The organism is Desulfotomaculum sp., from assembly GCF_982386235.1.
Window position 1 is genome coordinate 11,607 of sequence record NZ_CEVWQM010000024.1, and the last position, 19,349, is coordinate 30,955.

Genomic DNA, 19,349 nt, shown 5'->3' on the forward strand with positions numbered 1-19,349 from the left:
CTACAGCAGTATCAGAGCAAATGGGGGTTGGACCGTGGACATTTTATTGGACTTGGAATTTAACGAGATAAGGGCTGAGGGCAACAACCCTTTACTCCTTGATGCCGGTAAAATGTGGGTTGTTAAAAAAGGACAAATTGATATATTTGTTGCCAAGGTTTCAGGCGGTAATACAATTGGCCGCAGAAGATATTTGTTTACCTGTGAAAAAGGGGACATCCTTCTGGGAAATGAGCCTGTTGTCAGGGAGCAGGAGCAGTACAGGTTACTGGCCGTGGGGAGCACGGGAACCAGTTTGCTAGAGACTGAATTTCTGCAGTTATTTAATGTGACGATTGGTGAAAATATCAAATTTCTAATCGATCTATTAGAAAAGTGGGTCAGGCATTGGGACGGTATTGGGATTAAGGAAAAACCCCAGTTTGAACTGGCTACGACACAAAACGCTATACTGGATGCCATTGTTGAATTTAATAAAGCAGCTTTTAACCAAGTTGTGGAGCTATCTATTACTGAAAAAAAGCAAGAATTGTTAAGGAATAAACTAAAAAAAGAAAAAGATGATTATTTCATGAGTGCCGGTTTGCGCAAGCTGGCCAAATCAATGAAGCGGCAAAAAGAACCCACTGCAACTGAACAGGAATTTTCGGTGGATCATTTGCTGTTCAGGGCTTGTGCGGCGGTGGGCAGGGCCAAGAATATAAAAATTGTCCCTTCCAACGAGCTCAAAAAAGGAAACCCAGCGTCAAAGGACCTACTGGGGGATATCGCCAGATCATCCCAGATTAGAATAAGACAAATTATCTTAAAAGAAAAGTGGTGGAAAGAAGATAACGGTGCTTTGCTGGTTTACAAAGAAGAAGACGGGCGACCGGTGGCGTTATTGCCGTTGTCGCCGACAAAGTATGAGTTATACGATCCTTCCGACGAGACCAAGGTCATTGTAGATGACAGTGTAGCCGATTCTCTTAAGCCCCATGCCTATACCTTTTATCGTCCCCTTCCCCAAAAGGTGATCGGTTATAGTGATTTGCTTAAATTTTTAGCTGGTGGGATTTGGCAAAGGGATCTTACGATGCTTTTGACCATGGGTATTTTGGGGGGATTATTGGGCATGCTGACCCCCGTGGTGACGGGAATCATTTTTGACAGTGTGATCCCAGACGGTGAAAGGGTACTATTGACCCAAATCGGTTTTTTGCTTATGTCAATAGCAGCAACTACCTTTGCTTTTAACCTGACCCGGGCCTTTGCCATGCACCGGATGGAAGGAAGAACAGAGTCTGATTTGCAAGCAGCTATCTGGGATCGGTTATTGAATCTGCCCGTACCCTTTTTTAAGAATTACACCGCCGGTGAATTGGCAGGGCGGGCTATGGGCATCAGCCAGATCAGGAGTATCCTGTCCGGTGCCGTTGCCAACACGGTTATCTCAAGTATTTTCTCGGTTTTTTATTTTTTATTATTGTTTTACTACAGCTGGAAACTGGCCCTTATTTGCACGGGTATTGTCTTATTCGTGATGTCTATCTCCCTCTTATTCGGCTATTTACAAATTCGCTATGAACGACAATTGGTGGATTTGAGAAATAACCTTTCAGGGAAGATTTTTAATTTGCTCAGCGGCGTAAGCAAAATAAAAACATCCGGGGCAGAAAAGAGGGCCTTTCATAATTGGGCTGAACAATTCAGCCGGATTAGGGATATTACCTATCAAAAGGAAAGCCTGGGCAATAAGTTAGTTGTCTTTAATTCGACTGTTAATGTTATCGCAACAGGGATAATTTTTTATGCCCTGATAAAAATGCAAAATGTAGACCTGGTTGCAGGTGAATTTATCGCTTTTAACTCGGCCTTTGCAAAATTCCTAAGTTCGATGCTGCAAATATCAAATGTGGTGTTGCAGCTCAATATTATCAAGCCCTTATACGAAAGAACAAAACCTATTCTGGTAACTTTGCCCGAGTTTGACCTGGAAAAAGCGGAGCCCGGTGAACTTCAAGGCAATATAGAGGTTAGCCATGTCAATTTCCGCTATGAAAAAGACAGTCCCTTGATCTTAGACGATGTCTCACTGGATATAAAACAGGGGGATTATGTGGGCATTGTGGGGCCTTCAGGCAGCGGCAAATCTACCTTGTTCAGGGTGCTATTGGGCTTTGAGAAGCCGGAATCCGGACAGGTTTATTATGATCAACAGGATCTGGAAAATGTTGATATACGGGGCATTCGTCGTCAACTGGGTGTGGTTCTCCAGGGCGGTCAATTAATGTCCGGCAGTATATTTGATAACATCATCGGTGCAAACCCTGGTTTAACCATTGATGATGCCTGGGCAGCGGCCCGTATGGCCGGTATGGAAGAGGATATTAAAGGTATGCCCATGGGTATGCACACCATGGTCAGTGACAGTGGCGGCACACTCTCCGGGGGACAAAAACAGCGGCTATTAATTGCCCGGGCCATTATTTCCAAGCCTAAGATTGTTTATTTTGATGAAGCTACCAGTGCTCTGGATAATAAAACCCAAAGGATTGTCAGCGATAGCTTAGCCAGACTAGATGCAACGCGAGTCGTCATCGCCCACAGATTGAGCACAATTGCCGAATGCAACAAGATCATTGTTTTGGACCGGGGACGGGTGATCGAATCCGGCACCTATGATGAGTTGTTTGAACAAAACGGTGTATTTACTCAGTTAGCTAAAAGACAGCTGGCTTAGTTTTCGAGGGGGTAGGACCATGCAAGGACAATTGTTATTTTTACGGGAGAATCATTTCGAACATACCAATGATACGTCCTGGGAAGAGATACCCTTGCAGGATGAACTTTTTGTCAGAGACTGGGAGGAATATATAAGCGATATTTCTCAACAGGGTTTTATCGCTTCGTTATCAAAAAGATTGGTGCAGCTTAATTTTCCGGTAAGGGAAGGAATGAGCCAAAATTCCAATTACCAACTGGCAACCAGGAGAGGGGCAGACATTTCTAAAATGCCTGAAACAACGAAGGTTGAACTGAAAGAGCCTGGCCATATTAAGGTGTATCTTTATCAAACATTGGCCGGCAGAATACCAGTAATACAGGTCAGTGACAGGAGCGATTTTGAGACCTTCGTGCGTGTGTTTGCCCACCGGAATGAACCGGTACCGATACCACCTTCCATGGGAGCCTGTATGATTAAAGGTTATAACAATTGGGATCGGGTAAAAAATTACAAGGAAAAATGGCAAAGAGATAACGCTTATAAAGAAAACGCAGATTTATTGTGGCAACTGGCATTTGAGAAGATGAAATCTCAAACGGAATTTTACAGGGATACCTTTTTAATCTTAAGCAATAAGGAATACAGCAATGTTCCCGCCAAGCTGCTGGGTATTGCCGATGCAGAGTGGCGGCGATTATCCTTGCTGCTTCGCCGGGAACATGAGGCCACTCACTATTGCACGCTGCGGTTTTGGGGCTCGGCCCGCAATCATTTATTGGATGAGCTGATTGCCGATTATATGGGCCTGGTTGCTGCCACAGGCAGTTATAAGGCCCAATGGTTTCTCTGTTTTATGGGTTTAGAAGATTATCCTGCATTCCGCACCGGGGGCAGACTGACGAATTATTTAAAGGACAGGGAGTTATCAAATAGGGCCTTTGAGGAATTAAAGTCTTATATCCATCAGGCAGCCCATAACCTAGAAGTGTTTAGTAACAAATATGCCCCAATTGTCTATCAGGGTGAGGGAAAATATCAGATGCTGTTAGCCATGGCCAAGATGAATTTAATTGAGTTGGCAGCAGAAGATATGGAGAAAAAATTACTCGATAGATTGGGAGGCCTTTTTGGGGGAGGTGCACAAAATTGAGTTTAGACCGTACACCTGTACAGGAAGCGCAATTGGATGTATCGGATGACTTTTCTGAAATATATCATAAATATTTTCCAAGGCTTTACAAGTACATCCTTTATAGGGTGGGTGACCTTAATAACGCAGAGGATCTGGTTAGTGATGTATTTGAAAAGGCACTGGCAAAATACAACACGTACTGCCCGGATAAAGGTAAGTTAAGCACCTGGCTATTTACCATAGCGAACAATACCCTAACTAATTATTTTAAAAAGAAAAACCAGAATACAGAGCGAATTAATCTTAATCATGTAGAAGCAAGAGATCGGCTGGAGGACTTGATTATCGACCGGGAACTAAAAGAAGTCCTTCTGAGGTCAATGGCGTATCTGAATGACAGGCAGAAAAATGTAATTGCCCTGAAATTTGGGGCCTGCTTAACCAATCGTCAAATCGCTCAGATGATGAATATAACAGAAAGCAATGTTGGAACCATTATCTTCAGATCCTTAAAAAAATTAAAGGATGTATTGAAGGAACAAAATATTATTTTTTGATCAAAATTGTGATTAGAGGTGTAACCAATGAATGATAAAAATTCCTTGGAGTCCTTTGTTTCAGATATAGATAAAATAGTTTTTGGCGAGTTAAGTGTTCAGCTTGAGAGGGATGATTGCGATGATGAGTACAAGGAATTATTATTCCTTGCTCAGATGCTGGTGCAAGCAGATTATTCCCAGGAAAGCCAGGGGCTGGTAAAAAAGGTGATCCCGAAACTGCAGAAAAACGACGAAATGGCAGATGATGAACTGGATATGGTTGCCGGCGGGGTGAATATGAACAAAATGACAGATGAACAAGGGAAAAAAGGTGGCCGATAGGCTGGGAGAGTATCACTAAGGGCTGATGTATAGATAAATTTAACTAAATATGCAAAAAGCATGTGATACCTTTTTGCTTTGCTTGTATAAGAAAGTAGCAACTTAATTACTGGGTATGCTGTAGTTTAGTTGATAACGGATGCGTGAACCAAGCACGAGTTTTCCCCGGAATAATAATAAGAGGAGGCTAAAAGTTATGGAATCAACTGTTTTAACAACCTATGAGCTGAACCAACTAATTGGCAAAAAGGTCGGTGAGAATGAGGAATTTCGTCTGGCACTATTAAATGATCCCATTGCAGCACTGGAAAAGGAATTTGCGGTCAAGTTTCCCGAGAATATTAAAGTGGAACTGCACGTGGAAAGCAGTAATGTGCTGCACCTAATTATTCCGGCTGCAAATACCGACGAATTGACGGATGATCAACTGGTAGATGTAGCGGGTGGTGTGATAAACCCGGGAAGTATGGTGGTTGCATATGGGATAACACCTGGCAACTGGAATTGGCCTAAGTGGTAGAAAAGACCATGATGCTTGGTAAACCAGTAACGGCGGTCTGGGAAATAACCATGGGATGCAACATGAGGTGCAAGCACTGCGGCTCCGGCTGCAGTACTGCCCTCCCGGGGGAATTATCCACCGAAGAAGCCCTCAAAGTATGTGATGAATTAGGGGCAATGGGACTCCAATGGGTAACTCTTTCCGGCGGCGAACCTACCACCAGGGATGACTGGCCCTTAATCGCGGCAAGGTTGCATAAAAATGGTGTGATTCCCAACCTGATTACCAACGGCTGGCTATTTGATGAAGGGATATTGGAGCGGGCCATTCATGCCGGAGTGGGAACCATTGCCTTCAGTGTGGATGGCCTGAAGGAAACCCATGATTTCATACGCAGGGAAGGTTCCTTTGTGAGAATCATGCAGGCCATGGAATTATGCCGCTCCAGGGAGATAGACGTAAAGGCCATCACAACCATTAATAAGATGAATCTGGGCGAGTTAAAGGAGCTTAAGAAACAGCTGGTGCTGCGGGGTGTCAAGGGTTGGCAGGTACAGATGGGATTTCCCATGGGCAACATGGCCAACCACAGCGGCATGGTAATAGAGCCGGGAGATATTGATACTGTAATTGATTTAGCCTACCAGTGCATGGTGGAGTCTTCCATCGAAGTTATACTGGGGGACTGCGTTGGCTATTTTAATCTAAAAGAAATCGAATTATTCAAGAAAAGATGTGGGGGCACCTACTCCCGGCAGGGATGCAGCGCAGGCAAATACACCTTTGGGATACTTCATAATGGTGATATTTTAGGCTGTACCTCCATCCGGGATAAAGAATTTATAGAAGGTAATATCAGACAGACCCCCTTAAAAGATATTTGGGAAAACCCGAACAATTTTAGTTGGAACCGCAACATGAAGAAAGAAAGCCTGGCAGGTTTTTGTCAAAAATGCCGGTTTGGGGATCGGTGCTTGGGTGGCTGCTCCAATAGCAAGCTGACCACCGGGGGCAGTGTTTATGCCGAAAACCAGTATTGTTCTTATAATTATGCCAATAAAAAAAGAATTGAGCAGTACGAGCACATAAAAACCGAAGAGCTTATCGCCATGGCAAGGAAATTTGCTGCAAAGGGGTATTGCCAATTAGCTGAAACAGCCCTCTTTGTAGTCCTGCAAAGAGCTGGCGCGGAAAGTAATGTGAATTTATTAAACCTTTATGGCTACGTTAGTTTTAGGTTGGGTAATTATCATGTTGCCCTGAAAGCAAATGACAGAGTACTTCAACTGGAGCCCAATGAAGTCTATGCCCTTAAAGGAAAAGGACTATGTCTTTCGCGCTTAGGCAGCCCGGAAGAAGGCATAGCACTTTTAAGGAAAGCAGTGTCCTTAACGGATGAAAACTTTATGGATCCTTATTTAGACCTGGCCATTGTATTGTCCGAAAACGGTCATCAAGAGGAAGCGATTTCCGTTATTGAACAGGGCCGGCAAAGGTCGCAGCAATTTGTGGTGCAAAGTCAAAAATTATATCAGCAGTTAAAGGGACTCGGTTAAATTATATATCAAATTGCTTCAACCTTTGGGGTGACGAGATGATCGAACAGGGAAAAATAATAAATCAACGGGACTTACAAGTTAACTCCTGCGTGATTAGGATGCTTGATACGAATGATCTGCCTCAACTAATGGCTTTACAGGATTTTGTTTTAAGTTTAATGAAAAGCAGGAGTTTTTGTGTGCCTTTGTCCCCGGAAGAACATTATCAGATCATGAGCGGCAGCGGAGAATCCATAGGGCTGTTTATTGGGGACAGACTTTACGCTGTATGTTCCATTTTATTTCCCGGTCACCGCCAAGATAATATGGCCCGGCAGCTTAATTTCAATGATGAAGAATTGCTTGGTGTGGCCCAGCTTGAATTGTCCATGGTTCATCCCGATTTGCGGGGAAATAATTTGCAAAAGAGAATGGCGGATATACTAGCCCGGCGAGCAAAAAAGAATTACAGATATTTGTTTACCACCGTATCACCCTATAACTATCCCAGCATTAAAACAGTTACTTCAATGGGTCTTCATATCGCCAAGTTGGGTAATCTGTATTATCAATGGGATCGGTATGTTGTGTACAAAGATTATATTAAGCCATTAAAACTGGATAAAAGCAGCAGCATCCAGGTGCCCAACACTTCTTTTAAAGAACAACGGCAGTTATTTGACAAAGGTTATTTTGGTTTTTCCCAGTCTAGGGATGAGGAAGGTATCAAAATCATGTTTGCCAAAAAATTGAGGGAGCAGCATTGAAAAAGACAATCATAATTTCTTTCATTGTCATTAGTTTGTTAACGATAAATTTAAACGGGCTAGTCAACCTGAATCCTTCCCAGGCCACGGCTGGAGAAGATAAGCTTACCCCTGTTATCAGAAAAGATGGCAGCAAGTGGCGCATCGGTTATTGTGAGAGTGAGGGATTTATTACCTACTCCAAAACCTTGGTGGGAATTGTGAATGGTTTGTATGAAAGGGGTTGGCTTACTGACCTTAAAGGGTTTGAGCAGGTCAGCAACAGCAGTGATGCCAAGGAAATTTGGCAGTGGCTGGCAACCAGGGAGGTTAGTCCTTATATTGAATTTATTTACGATGCATTTTACAACATGAAAAATTGTGATAATGATGCAGTTATTAAGCGTTTGAAAATGCAGCAGGATTTGGATCTCATGGTGGTGATGGGAACGGAGGCGGGTGTTGCCTTAAGCGAGGAAACCCAGGGTACCAATATTTTCGTATTTGCCGCTTCGAATGCTGTACGTGCTGGAATTATTGATTCAGTGGAAGATTCGGGGCGTGATCACCTGTGGGCTCATATGGATCAAAGTCGCTTTGAGCGTCAGCTCAGGGTGTTTTACGATATTATGAAATTCAAAAAGTTAGGCATGGTTTACGAGGATTCCGATATAGCGAGGGTATATTCGGCGGTAGATGAGGTTGAAACCCTGGCCGCAGAAAAGGGATTTGAGGTAGTCAAGTATTATGTTGCCGAACCCCGAAATCCGGAGGATTACCAACGCTACTATCGGGAGGTTCAGGAAGCCTATGATAAGCTGGCGACCCAGGTGGATGCAATGTTTGTTACAGTTGCTTCGCTGGAAAGTACCAAGCTGCCGGAGTTATTTACGCCCTTTTATCAACAAAAAGTAGCAATTTTTTCCCAGTTGGGCAATGTGGAAGTTGCAAACGGGGCACTGCTGACGGTGTCGGTGATGGATGAATTAAACGTGGGACGTTTTGGCGCTGACAGCATCATTAAATGCCTTCGGGGCACCAAACCCCGGCAATTAACCCAGTCATTTCAATCTGCACCAAGGATTGTATTTAATACCAAGGTGGCTGAAAAAATAGGTTTTAAAATACCCTTTGAATTATTGATGGTTACGGATGAAGTGTACCGGGAAATCCCGGTACAGCAAAGGTAGGGTAATTTTCCAATCGATCAAAAGCCCTAGGGCCTTTTGAATAAAAAAAATAAGGGGGTCATAATATGACAGAGTCAATGAAGAGCTTTTTTGAAAAGCTGGGCAAAGATGAGGCTTTGCAGAATAAGCTGAAGGAATGCAAAAGCCCGGAGGAAGCCTTTGAGGTTGCCAAAGGTGCGGTTGGTGGATTAAGCTTTGATGATTTTACTGCCACCATGAAGAAACTCAATGAGTCTCTCTCGCAAAAACAGGGTGAACTTTCCGATGCGGATCTGGGGCAAGTGGCAGGTGGCTGGAGTGATGATAATACAGCAACTGTTGTTAGTTCTACCGTTACCGCAGCAGCACCTGCAGCTGCAGCTGCTGTTTAGTGAAACAGAAGCCGGAATAAAGGTAGGGCGGCTTGGGCCGCCCTACCTGCTTCTAACATATCAGTTTTGCGGCAAAAAATTTTATACCATAAGGTGGATTTTAAGATGATCTGGTCCAAATATTTTCAAAACCCTACCTATATGGAAATGACACGAAAAACATTATTGAGTGAAGACCTAAGGCCTTTAATTTTGAAGTTCTGTATGATCAAACAGGGCATGAAACTGCTGGACGTAGGCTGTGGCACAGGCTGTTTTACCCGTTATCTTGCTGCTGGGGCAGAAAACTTAAAAATTGTCGGCATCGATAACGATGCTTTATTTATTCAGCAAGCTCAGGTGACAGCACAGAATAAAGGTATGGCAGATAGGCTTGAATTTATGGTTGGGGATGCCTGTGGGTTGCCCTTTGCTGAAAATAGCTTTGATGGGGTGGTAAGCCATACTTTTTTTACAAGTATAGAAGACCCTAAAAGGGCCTTGGCGGAGATGATGCGGGTAACCAGACCCGGGGGAATGATTATATCCATCACGGCCATGTCCTTTGTTGACCAGACCTGGCATAGGGGCTACTATCCGGTTGAATGTGCCTGGCATAAAGAATTATGCCGGTTGGAAGCAAAGGTATGGCAGATGTACCAGGCAATTAATCCCCTGGCCAATTACACCGGAGGAATACCTTCATCAGAAATACCCCATTTTTTTGCCGAAGCAGGTCTCCATAACGTCTCTTTGTATCCCATTGGCAAGGTTTTCTCCCTAAGCAATGCGGCGATGGCTGCCAGTGAAAAGCAGGAATATATTCTGGGCATGTATGAAGCCGAAAGACAAAAGCTGCTGAACTATCTGGAGCTTGCGGAGACAGAAAAATATATCAGCAGGAAAGAATGCGACCAGTATCTAACTCTGCTGCTGGCCAAGCGAGATTACCTGCTTCAGAATATTGGAGAAAACTACATCTGGGAATGGCAGGGAGGGGCAAATGTGCTGGTGACAGGGGAAGTTGAAAAAGAAAAATATATTCAAAAGAGTGACAAGAATGGATGATTTGAGATATAGCCGGTTTAAGGATGCCTTACCAGTAGATACAGTGTACAAGATCAAGAATATTCTCTACGATATGGGTATTCTAACCATTGACAATTGGCTTGACACCGGCATTGAAGGTTGTTATGCCCTCAGGGTTACAATTGCCGGTACATCCATGGGTACCAATGGTAAAGGAACGGACCCGGCTTATGCAATGGCCAGTGCTTATGCAGAGCTTATGGAACGTATGCAGAATAATATGCTCTATCTTGGCGGCTTAAGCGATGAAGCCATTGCCCATGCAGATTTTCTGGTGGCCCCCGATGAAAGGTATTTTTCCTATGAAGAAATTGCAGCAATGGATCATGTCCTGTTGAATCATGTTATATCCATGAGTATGGGGCAGCCCCCTGAAATCAACAGCAGCCACAGGCTGGCGTGCATAAAAAGCTGGACCCTGTTTAATCCGCCGGGTCATCCTCACAGTGCCATTACTGTCCCCTTCTATAGCTATATCAAGAGGAAGCCCCAATATCTCGTTTATGATATGTATTCCTCCATCTATGGCAGCAATGGGATGTGTGCAGGAAATACCCCGGAGGAAGCCCTGGTACAGGGCTTGTCAGAAATAATGGAACGTTATGTAAACAAAAAGCTGATTACGGACCGGATCACTCCACCAACCATACCGGATCATTATCTGATGAACGATCCGAGTTTGTATAAAATCATCCAGGGCATTCAGCAAAGCGGACGCTATAAAGTTGTGGTAAAGGATTGTTCTCTAGGTAAAAAGTACCCAGTGGTAGGAACCATCATCATCGATACCAGCAAAGGTACCTTTGGCCTGAAACTTGGGGTCCACCCATCCTTTCGAATCGCCCTGGAAAGAACCATGACCGAAGCCTTCCAGGGCCAAAGCATTGAAAGTTTTACCCAAAGCTGCAGCCTGGGTTATGGTGACGACTTCCTAGATCACAGGGATAATGCTGTCAATATTGCCAAGGTTGGAGCAGGTCAATATCCTGCGGCATTACTTTCAGATAAATTCAGCTATGAATTTACACCCTTTATAGCGGAATCTGTGCAGCCCAACAAAGCCATGCTGCAGGGCATGGTTCAGCTTCTGGTTAACCAGGGCTACGACCTGCTGGTGAGGGATGTTTCATTTCTTGGCTTTCCCAGTTACCAGATCATTGTGCCTGGGTTCAGTGAAATGTATCCGGTGGATCTATTGAGGACAAAGGAACTTAAAACATACACTGCCTTATCTAAAACAGTTTGTAATCTTAACCAGGCTTCCAACCTGGAACTGGAAAGAATTATTAGGTATATACGATTTAAAAGGTATTCACTGTTAGAAAATCATATGCACATGATCCTAGGCAGACCCCTTGTCAAGGTACTGCCCGGTGGCAGTAGAGAAGTTGATTTTCTGATGGCTGTGTGTCTGTGCAAGCTTGGCAGATGGGACGAGGCCTGCCGGGTATTTAGGTCGATGGCTCTAATTCATGATGCTGCCGAAGGTGATCAATATTGCTATTATAACTGCCTGGCGGATTATGCTAAGGCAAAATCAGCCGGCGTAGACCGGGCGGAAACCCAGGCTGTTTTGCAGCAATTATACCAGCCGGAGATTGCCCAAAGGGTCTGCCACCAATTAAATCAGCCGGAGCAGGTTTTTGATCGCATTTACCCCCAATTTAGCTGTTGGGACTGCGATAATTGTCAGGCCCTTAAATACTGTTGCTACCAGGAGACTGAGAAAGTATATAAGGTGATCAAGGAAAGATATGTGGCCAATCCGGTAAAGCAGGAGGGACTGGCTGAAATCCTTCATGGCGGAGGTGTTTTATGAGCCTGCTTTTGCATAACAAGTATAAAGAGATTCCGCCATCGGAAACAGTGCATAAAATCAGAGGCATCTTGCATGGCCTGGGGATCTCTACCATTGATCGGTGGACGGACTCCAAGGTGGACGGGTGTTGCTCCTTGCGGGTGGAAATTGCGGGAACAGCAGTGGGACAAAACGGCAAGGGGGCAACGCCTGAGTTTGCTCTGGCCAGCGCCTATGCAGAATTAATGGAGAGAATCCAGAATGATCTGCTTTATCCCGGTGATTATGACGAGGCTGTTTGGCAATACGGTAGTTTTTATTATACGCCGGATGAAAGACTGATGAATATCAAGGAACTGGCGGCAGAGCATAACCCATGGGTAGACAAGTTGCTGGAAATAATCAGACAAAGGGATGAACAAATTGAGTCCGGCAGTGCTATGCTTGGTTCACTGGCGGCGAGGTTTTTTAATATTGATGGGGCGGCAGTTGAAAAATATGAATCGCTTAAACCGTGGAGTTTCTCTCGGCCAAAGGGCTGCAGCCATGATTTTGTGACCATCCCCTTTCTCAGTCTGCAGACTGGAAAGCTTTATTATATGCCAGTCTCCATTTTAAGGGCCATCTATGGCAGCAATGGCACCTGTGCGGGTAATACCAGGGAAGAAGCACTGTTACAGGGCTTGTCCGAGCTGTTCGAACGCCATGCCAATGTGCGCATCATTAATGAAAGTCTTTCACCTCCTACCATACCTGAGTGGTATTTAAGTAAGTATGAACGTCTTTACGGCCTAATTAGGAAAATAGAAAAGATGGGGCCTTACAGGTTAATGATCAAAGACTGTTCCCTGGGCGGCGAATTTCCCGTCATCGCAGCTGTCTTAATTAATCTGGCTGCCCGAACCTATGTGGTTAAATTGGGGGCTCATCCGGTGTTTGAAATTGCCCTGGAACGAACCCTTACGGAGATGTTCCAGGGCCGGGATATTTCAACTGCAGCCCAGGCCTGCCGCATTGCCGAGGGCTTTGAACAGGTGGACGGGCCGGACAATTTACACAATATTCTAAAGGTGGCGGCGGGACAATACCCGGAACAGTTTTTTTACGAAAAGTACAGCTATGAATTTACACCCTTTGCCGACCATAAGGGGAAAACCAATAATGAACTGCTGGCGTATGTTATTGGCCAATTCGTGAACCAAGGTTATGAAATAATGATCCGGGACGTTTCCTATCTGGGATTTTGCAGCTTTCAGGTAGTGGTACCCGGCTTCAGCGAAATTTTTAATTTTGGCAGCCAAAGGCTAAGAGAAAAAAACAGCTTGGATGTAATTAGAAATATCCTTAGAAAACTACCCGAAGCCTCTGATGCTGAGGTGGAAAAACTGGTTAGATATTTGTCATATAAAAGGAATTGGCTTCTTGAAAACAGCCTGGAGTTTAGTGCCGGAGTGCCTTTAAAACAGGACTTACCCGGTGGTCAGTTGAGCTGGGATCTTTTACTCGCGGCTTCCTGTTATAAACTGCGCCGATTTAAGGAAGCGTATAGGGGATTTAGTTATGTTGCGACGCATATGGAGAACATGAAAGATGCCAAGGCAGCTTATTATGCCTGTCTAAGGGATTATACCGGAGCGTTAATGAGAGGGATGAAGCATGGGGAGGTCGTTGGTTTTTTAAATCATTTTTATGACCGGGATATTTTAGATCAGGTTGTGCAGCAGGCCGGAGTGCCTCAAGAAATTCTGAAGTGTCTCTATAAATCCCTCGCTTGTTTTAATTGCCAAGCATGTGATGTCAGAACGAACTGCTCCTATGGGGTAATCCGGGAGATGCGGCTCAGGTTAAAGGAAAAGCAGATAGAAAACCCGATCGATCAACAAAAACATATGGCCTGGGGGGATTAAAGTGCCGGATGTATGTATTGTTTCAATGCCTTACGATGTACTGCACATGCCTTCCATCGGTGTGGGGCAGTTGGTTTCGGCAGCTAAGGGAAGGGGTATTGATGCCAAGGCGGTTCATACGAAGTTTTGGTTTGCGGAAAGAATCGGTATTAAAAACTATAATATCATTTTACATTTGTTAAATCCAGCGAGCCTTTTGGCCGAATGGACCTTTTCAAGGGCTGCTTTTCCCGACTTTCATGTTGATGACCACCAGTATCTTGACTTGGCGGTAGCCTCCTATCATGAACAGGAATTTATCGAAATTGTCCTGAATAAATTAAGCGAACATAAAAATATCTTCAAATTTTTGCTGGAAATAAGAAAAGAAGCCACTGCCTTTATCGATGAGGCTGCTACCAGGATACTGGAGATGAAGCCCAGAATTGTTGGCTGCAGTTCAATGTTCCAGCAGCACTGTGCTTCACTGGCACTGCTTAGGAAACTGAAGGAATTGAACCCGGAAATCGTAACCCTCATGGGTGGAGCAAACTGTGAAGGGATCATGGGACAGACCACATTAGAATGTTTTCCCTGGCTGGATTTTGTCATGTCCGGGGAAGCAGATTTAAATTTCCCGGATTTTTGCGAGAAGCTGCTTGCCAAGGGAACCGCTGTCAAGGTGACGGATTTGCCCTATGGCATGCTTTCCCGGGAGTCTGTGCAAATGGTTAAGCATAACGATACCACATGTCCTGTGGCGTCAATCGATGATTTGAATCTGGTTCCGGTACCTGATTATGTAGATTACTTTGAAGAACTGGGAAAATATTTCGATAAGACAGATATCAAACCTGCTTTAATGATCGAGACCTCAAGGGGATGCTGGTGGGGTCAACGGCATAAGTGCAGTTTTTGTGGGCTCAACGGAAAAAATGCCAAGTATAGAAAGAAATCGGTGGATCGAGTAGTTGATGAGATTACGGAGTTGTCACAAGAATATGCAACGTATAAGTTTTTTGCTTCGGACAACATTATGGCGATGAGCCATTTTAAAGAACTTTTACCCCGCATCTCCGAAACCCAGCCCCCAAAATATACATTTTTTTTCGAAACCAAAGCCAATTTAAATGAACAACAAGTAAAGGCCCTGAGAAGGGCTGGCATCAGCTGGATCCAGCCAGGTATTGAAAGCCTGCATGACAATTCATTAAGACTAATGAACAAAGGGAATTTTGCAGCCGGGAATGTTGCTTTGCTTAAATATGCCATGGAAAACGGCATCAAAGTAGCGTGGAATTACCTTATTGGCATACCCGGTGAAGATGATAACTGGAACCATGAAACAGCCCAGTGGCTTCCTTTGATTTATCATCTTGAACCGCCGAACAGTGTCAGCAAAATAAGATTTGACCGCTTTAGCTCCTATTACGACCAGCCGGACAAATATGGTCTAAAGTTGTCCCCATTTAAAACCTATGGCTACATCTATCCCCTTGACAGTTGTGAAATTGAAGATATGGCCTGCTTTTTTGAGGACTATACCCAGGCAGCAAGAGGTGCAGGTTTAGGTGCCCAGCGGATCAAGGCCTGTTTTAATGAGTGGAACAGGGCCTTTTATTCAGGTTGGAATTTAGACTTAGGTGGTGGCCTGCTAAGCATCAATAAGAGTGATAACAGGCCGCAGCTAATCATGTCTGAGTTGGAAGATATGACGATCATTACAGACACCAGGGATTGCGCCTTGCAAAATGAATATTACTTGGCGGGGCTTGAACATCAAGTGCTTCAATTTTGCAAGCAGCCCAGGCTGGCGGTTAAGTTGCTGGAAAACTTCAACCGGCATTACGGTTTGGCAGTAAAACCCCAGGAATTGGCTGATGTTATTAATAGACTGATGGAATATAAGCTGGTATTGAATCTGGGTGGCTGGGTATTGAACCTGGCAACAAGCGAAACCATTTACAATAAAAGGGCCAATAAGTCCGTACCGTCCTTGGCCTGGCTTAAGGACATTTGATAGGGCATGATCAACAGGTCTGGGCAAATAGACTGGAATGCAACAAACACGATACCCTACAACTTAATGGCTGTAGGGTTTTGTTCTGTGTAATTATAAGGTAAAATAGGTTGGTAGTAGCCCGGCTGATGGCTAATGGGAGGTGTTGCAGTGTTAAAAAATGCTGGAGAAATATTAAAACAATATTTTGGTTACGCATCCTTTAAAAGTGGCCAGGATAAAATATTAAACAGCATTTTACAAGGTAAGGATACCCTGGGTATTATGCCTACGGGTGGCGGTAAATCGGTTTGTTATCAGATACCGGCATTAATGTTTCAAGGCACCACCTTAGTTATTTCGCCCTTAATATCTCTTATGAAAGATCAGGTGGATGCACTAAATAGTTTAGGTATTGCAGCCACCTATATTAATAGTTCCCTGGCAGGCAATGAAGTGGAAAAAAGGATCTTTGATGCCAGTGGCGGCAAGTATAAGCTTCTTTATGTGGCCCCGGAAAGACTGGAATCGAAAAGATTTATCAATAGCATCAAATCCATACCCATCAGTATGCTGGCAGTGGACGAAGCACATTGTGTGTCCCAATGGGGACATGACTTTCGACCCAGCTATCTGGCAATTAGCACATTAATTAAGGAACTAACCAAAAGACCAATAATTACGGCATTTACTGCAACGGCCACGGAAGAGGTAACCCAGGATATTGTACGGTTACTATCGTTAAAAAAACCAAGCATCTATGTGACCGGGTTTAACCGTGAGAATTTATTTTTCTCAGTTATCAGGGGGGAAAATAAAAAGGATTTTATTGCCGATTACATTGCCAGCAATAGGGGACAAGCAGGCATTATTTATGCTGCCACCAGAAAGGAAGTGGATAATCTTCAGCACTGGTTGCAGCGAGAAGGTTATGCGGTGGGGAAATACCATGCTGGCTTAACGGACCAGGAAAGAATCCGCAGTCAGGAGAAATTCCTTTATGATGACCTGCAAATTATGGTGGCCACCAATGCCTTTGGCATGGGCATTGACAAATCAAATGTTCGTTACGTGATTCATTACAACATGCCTAAAAATATGGAGGCCTATTACCAAGAGGCAGGCCGTGCCGGCCGGGATGGGGAACCGGGTCAATGTATTTTGCTTTATAGCTCACAGGATGTACAAATACAAAAATTCTTAATCGAACAAAATCAAGTAGCACCGGAAAGAAAGGCAAATGAATACAAAAAATTACAGGGGATGGTTGATTATTGCCATACCACTCGCTGCTTGCGGGAAACGATTTTAAAATATTTTGATGAAGAAAATGCTCCGGAAACATGTAATAACTGCAGCAATTGCAAGGATGACAGGGAACTGGTGGATAGAACCGTAGAGAGTCAGAAAATAATGTCCTGCATTTTGCGTATGCAGGAACAATATGGTATTTCCCTGGTAGCGAACGTCCTCAAGGGCTCACAAAATAAAAAGGTAGTCCAAAATGGATTTAACCGCCTATCCACCTATGGTTTAATGAAGGAGTACACCACCAAGGAAATCAGTGACCTTATGCATGTGTTAATTGCCGAAGGCTATATTTATTTGACCGAAGGACAATACCCGGTTGCTAAGTTGCAACCCAAGGCCATTCCGGTGCTAAAAGGTCACGAGAAGTTTTTCCAAAGGGTTAGAAAAAAAGAATTGGTAAATGAAACAGATAACTCCCTCTTTGAACAACTAAGAAAGATGCGCAAGGAAATATCCCAGCGAAATAATGTACCACCCTATATTGTGTTTTCCGATGGCACCCTAAGGGAAATGTGTAAGCATTGCCCCACAGATGAAAGGGAAATGCTTACTATAAAGGGAGTTGGGCAAGCAAAATTGGAGCAATACGGCCAGGATTTTCTAAAAATAATTAGAGATTTCGTGGGAGCAAATGTTCCAAATGATAAAGGGCATGATAAAAAGGAGCAGCCCAGTCATGTTGTTTCCTATCACATGCTTCAGGAAGGTCTTTCCATAGAAGAAATTGCCAAGCAGAGAAACTTAAAGTCAGTAACCGTACAGGATCATATCTTTCGCTGTGGCGTGGAAGGGTACGAGATTCTTTGGGATCAATTGATTCCTCAAAAGTTTGAAAAATTAATTTTAGAGAAAATTAAAGAATTGGGTGCGGAAAAATTAAAGCCCATTAAGGAAGAACTTCCGGCCGATATTGATTATATGGCCATTAAAGCTGTCATCTGTAAATATAAAATATTTAAGGCATAAATCGAATACCCTTTCGACATTTGTACTGTACTAAAAGCATATTTTAGTATTGATACAACAAAGGGGGGTGTTAACCATAACCCTATCAAAAATCCTTTATCAAGTAACATTGGCGGGACCGCTGCAAGTTGAGAGTGGAAATATTTTTTCCAGCGAGGCAAAGGATCTGGTGGCGGCCAGTGGTTCTACTATTTATGTCTATCGTCCAGCCAATGATACTTATAAACAAGCAGCCGTTTTCAATCTGGGGCAGCCGATATTAAGTTTAAAAGTAGGCTTTAGCCCCTTTGGTCAGAACATCATATTTGCAGGAACGGAAGATCGAATGATAGCATTGGCCAATGTTGGCGGGGTTCTCAGTCAATTGTGGCAAACAGAACCGGAACCTGGTGCCAACATAATCGGTATAACGGTGACAGATTTAGACGGGGATGGCCGAGAGGAACTGGCTGCCATTGCCAGTGGTAATGACACACTTTATGTGTACCTGCTTACCGGGGAAAATATCCCATCCCTAAGACCACAATTGCTTTCCATAAGACAATTACCCGGTCCTCCCAGGTATATTACAGCCTTTTTGCCAGAACCCAACAAGCCAAAGTTATTGGCCATAGCTTATGGGGAGAATAATGCTTCGGCCATTGTTACGTACTTTTTAACGGAAACCGGCTTTGATGAAGGACCTGGACTGGTGAATCTACCCTATGGGATTTTGGGATTAGCCGCCGCTAATTTGCTGGCCAATCCAGGAGAGGAATTGGCCACTGCGGGCAATGATGGGTTGGTAAGAATTTATACAGCCGACAACCAATTGCAGTTAGGCATGGTGACAAATAATTTAGGAACGGTTGTTTCAGGGCTAGCGGCTCAATCGGTAATGGAAGAAAGATCTTTATTAATAGCCGGTTCCCCGGCGGGGTTTGTTTTTGGCTTTTTCAGCCCCGGCCTAACCAATGAACCGGATTGGGTAGTTAAAGCGGCAGGGCCTATCCATGACCTAGCCATTATAAGTCAAGATCGATTTATCGTAGGAACGAATAATGGGATACTCCAGGTGTGGCAAGTAAAATATCCGTTTTAGTTTTGGCCATGTGCCATGGGCTTTGGGCCATGCTATCGTTAGCGGTTTGAAGCCCATGGCCAAAGGCACATGTCCGTTATTGGACAGGTAGCATCGGAGCGGTTGTTTTTGTAGATGCACGGCAGGAGTATTTCACTTAAAGGAGAATTTAATAAAATTGTAGTTTTTTAATA

Annotated in this window: 15 protein-coding genes; all 15 read left to right on the forward strand. The window is 44.0% G+C overall.

Going from position 1 to position 19,349, the window contains the following annotated elements; all coding sequences use genetic code 11:
- Window positions 1–34: 34 nt before the first annotated feature.
- The 15 genes from AC1U9Z_RS13645 (at window position 35) to AC1U9Z_RS13715 (ending at window position 19,176) form a co-directional block, all read left to right on the forward strand.
- Window positions 35–2,722 carry an NHLP bacteriocin export ABC transporter permease/ATPase subunit gene (locus AC1U9Z_RS13645; RefSeq protein ID WP_479957872.1) on the forward strand — a complete coding sequence of 896 codons (2,688 nt, stop codon included), beginning with the start codon at window positions 35–37 and terminating at the stop codon, window positions 2,720–2,722.
- Between the two features lie 19 nt (window positions 2,723–2,741).
- Entirely contained in the window at window positions 2,742–3,857 is a 1,116-nt protein-coding gene (locus AC1U9Z_RS13650) for a DUF7005 family protein (RefSeq protein ID WP_479957874.1), read from the forward strand.
- Entirely contained in the window at window positions 3,854–4,396 is a 543-nt protein-coding gene (locus AC1U9Z_RS13655) for an RNA polymerase sigma factor (protein ID WP_479957876.1), read from the forward strand. The genes AC1U9Z_RS13650 and AC1U9Z_RS13655 overlap by 4 nt, the downstream gene beginning before the upstream one ends.
- 27 nt (window positions 4,397–4,423) lie before the next feature.
- Window positions 4,424–4,720 carry a hypothetical protein gene (locus AC1U9Z_RS13660; RefSeq protein WP_479957877.1) on the forward strand — a complete coding sequence of 99 codons (297 nt, stop codon included), beginning with the start codon at window positions 4,424–4,426 and terminating at the stop codon, window positions 4,718–4,720.
- 196 nt (window positions 4,721–4,916) lie between these two features.
- On the forward strand, window positions 4,917–5,240 hold the full coding sequence (locus tag AC1U9Z_RS13665) for an NHLP leader peptide family RiPP precursor (RefSeq protein WP_479957879.1): 324 nt from the start codon (window positions 4,917–4,919) through the stop codon (window positions 5,238–5,240).
- Window positions 5,234–6,778, forward strand: a complete 1,545-nt coding sequence (locus AC1U9Z_RS13670; protein ID WP_479957881.1) for a radical SAM protein — start codon at window positions 5,234–5,236, stop codon at window positions 6,776–6,778. The genes AC1U9Z_RS13665 and AC1U9Z_RS13670 overlap by 7 nt, the downstream gene beginning before the upstream one ends.
- Before the next feature lie 38 nt (window positions 6,779–6,816).
- Window positions 6,817–7,527, forward strand: coding sequence for a GNAT family protein (locus tag AC1U9Z_RS13675; protein WP_479957883.1), 711 nt, complete (start codon window positions 6,817–6,819; stop codon window positions 7,525–7,527).
- Entirely contained in the window at window positions 7,524–8,696 is a 1,173-nt protein-coding gene (locus AC1U9Z_RS13680) for an ABC transporter substrate-binding protein (RefSeq protein WP_479957885.1), read from the forward strand. The genes AC1U9Z_RS13675 and AC1U9Z_RS13680 overlap by 4 nt, the downstream gene beginning before the upstream one ends.
- Before the next feature lie 65 nt (window positions 8,697–8,761).
- Window positions 8,762–9,067: a Nif11-like leader peptide family RiPP precursor gene (locus AC1U9Z_RS13685; protein ID WP_479957886.1), complete on the forward strand. Its 306-nt coding sequence runs from the start codon at window positions 8,762–8,764 to the stop codon at window positions 9,065–9,067.
- A 105-nt stretch (window positions 9,068–9,172) separates the two neighbouring features.
- Window positions 9,173–10,114, forward strand: a complete 942-nt coding sequence (locus AC1U9Z_RS13690) for a class I SAM-dependent methyltransferase (RefSeq protein WP_479957888.1) — start codon at window positions 9,173–9,175, stop codon at window positions 10,112–10,114.
- Window positions 10,107–11,954 (forward strand): YcaO-like family protein, encoded by a 1,848-nt coding sequence (locus tag AC1U9Z_RS13695; protein WP_479957890.1) that lies wholly within the window; start codon window positions 10,107–10,109, stop codon window positions 11,952–11,954. Before AC1U9Z_RS13690 ends, AC1U9Z_RS13695 begins: the two co-directional genes overlap by 8 nt.
- Complete coding sequence (locus AC1U9Z_RS13700) at window positions 11,951–13,840, forward strand: YcaO-like family protein (RefSeq protein WP_479957892.1); 1,890 nt, start codon at window positions 11,951–11,953, stop codon at window positions 13,838–13,840. Before AC1U9Z_RS13695 ends, AC1U9Z_RS13700 begins: the two co-directional genes overlap by 4 nt.
- Before the next feature lies 1 nt (window position 13,841).
- On the forward strand, window positions 13,842–15,839 hold the full coding sequence (locus AC1U9Z_RS13705; RefSeq protein ID WP_479957894.1) for a RiPP maturation radical SAM C-methyltransferase: 1,998 nt from the start codon (window positions 13,842–13,844) through the stop codon (window positions 15,837–15,839).
- A gap of 150 nt (window positions 15,840–15,989) precedes the next feature.
- Window positions 15,990–18,095 carry a DNA helicase RecQ gene (gene recQ / locus AC1U9Z_RS13710; protein ID WP_479957896.1) on the forward strand — a complete coding sequence of 702 codons (2,106 nt, stop codon included), beginning with the start codon at window positions 15,990–15,992 and terminating at the stop codon, window positions 18,093–18,095.
- 67 nt (window positions 18,096–18,162) lie between these two features.
- Window positions 18,163–19,176: an FG-GAP repeat domain-containing protein gene (locus tag AC1U9Z_RS13715; RefSeq protein WP_479957898.1), complete on the forward strand. Its 1,014-nt coding sequence runs from the start codon at window positions 18,163–18,165 to the stop codon at window positions 19,174–19,176.
- Window positions 19,177–19,349 lie beyond the last annotated feature (173 nt).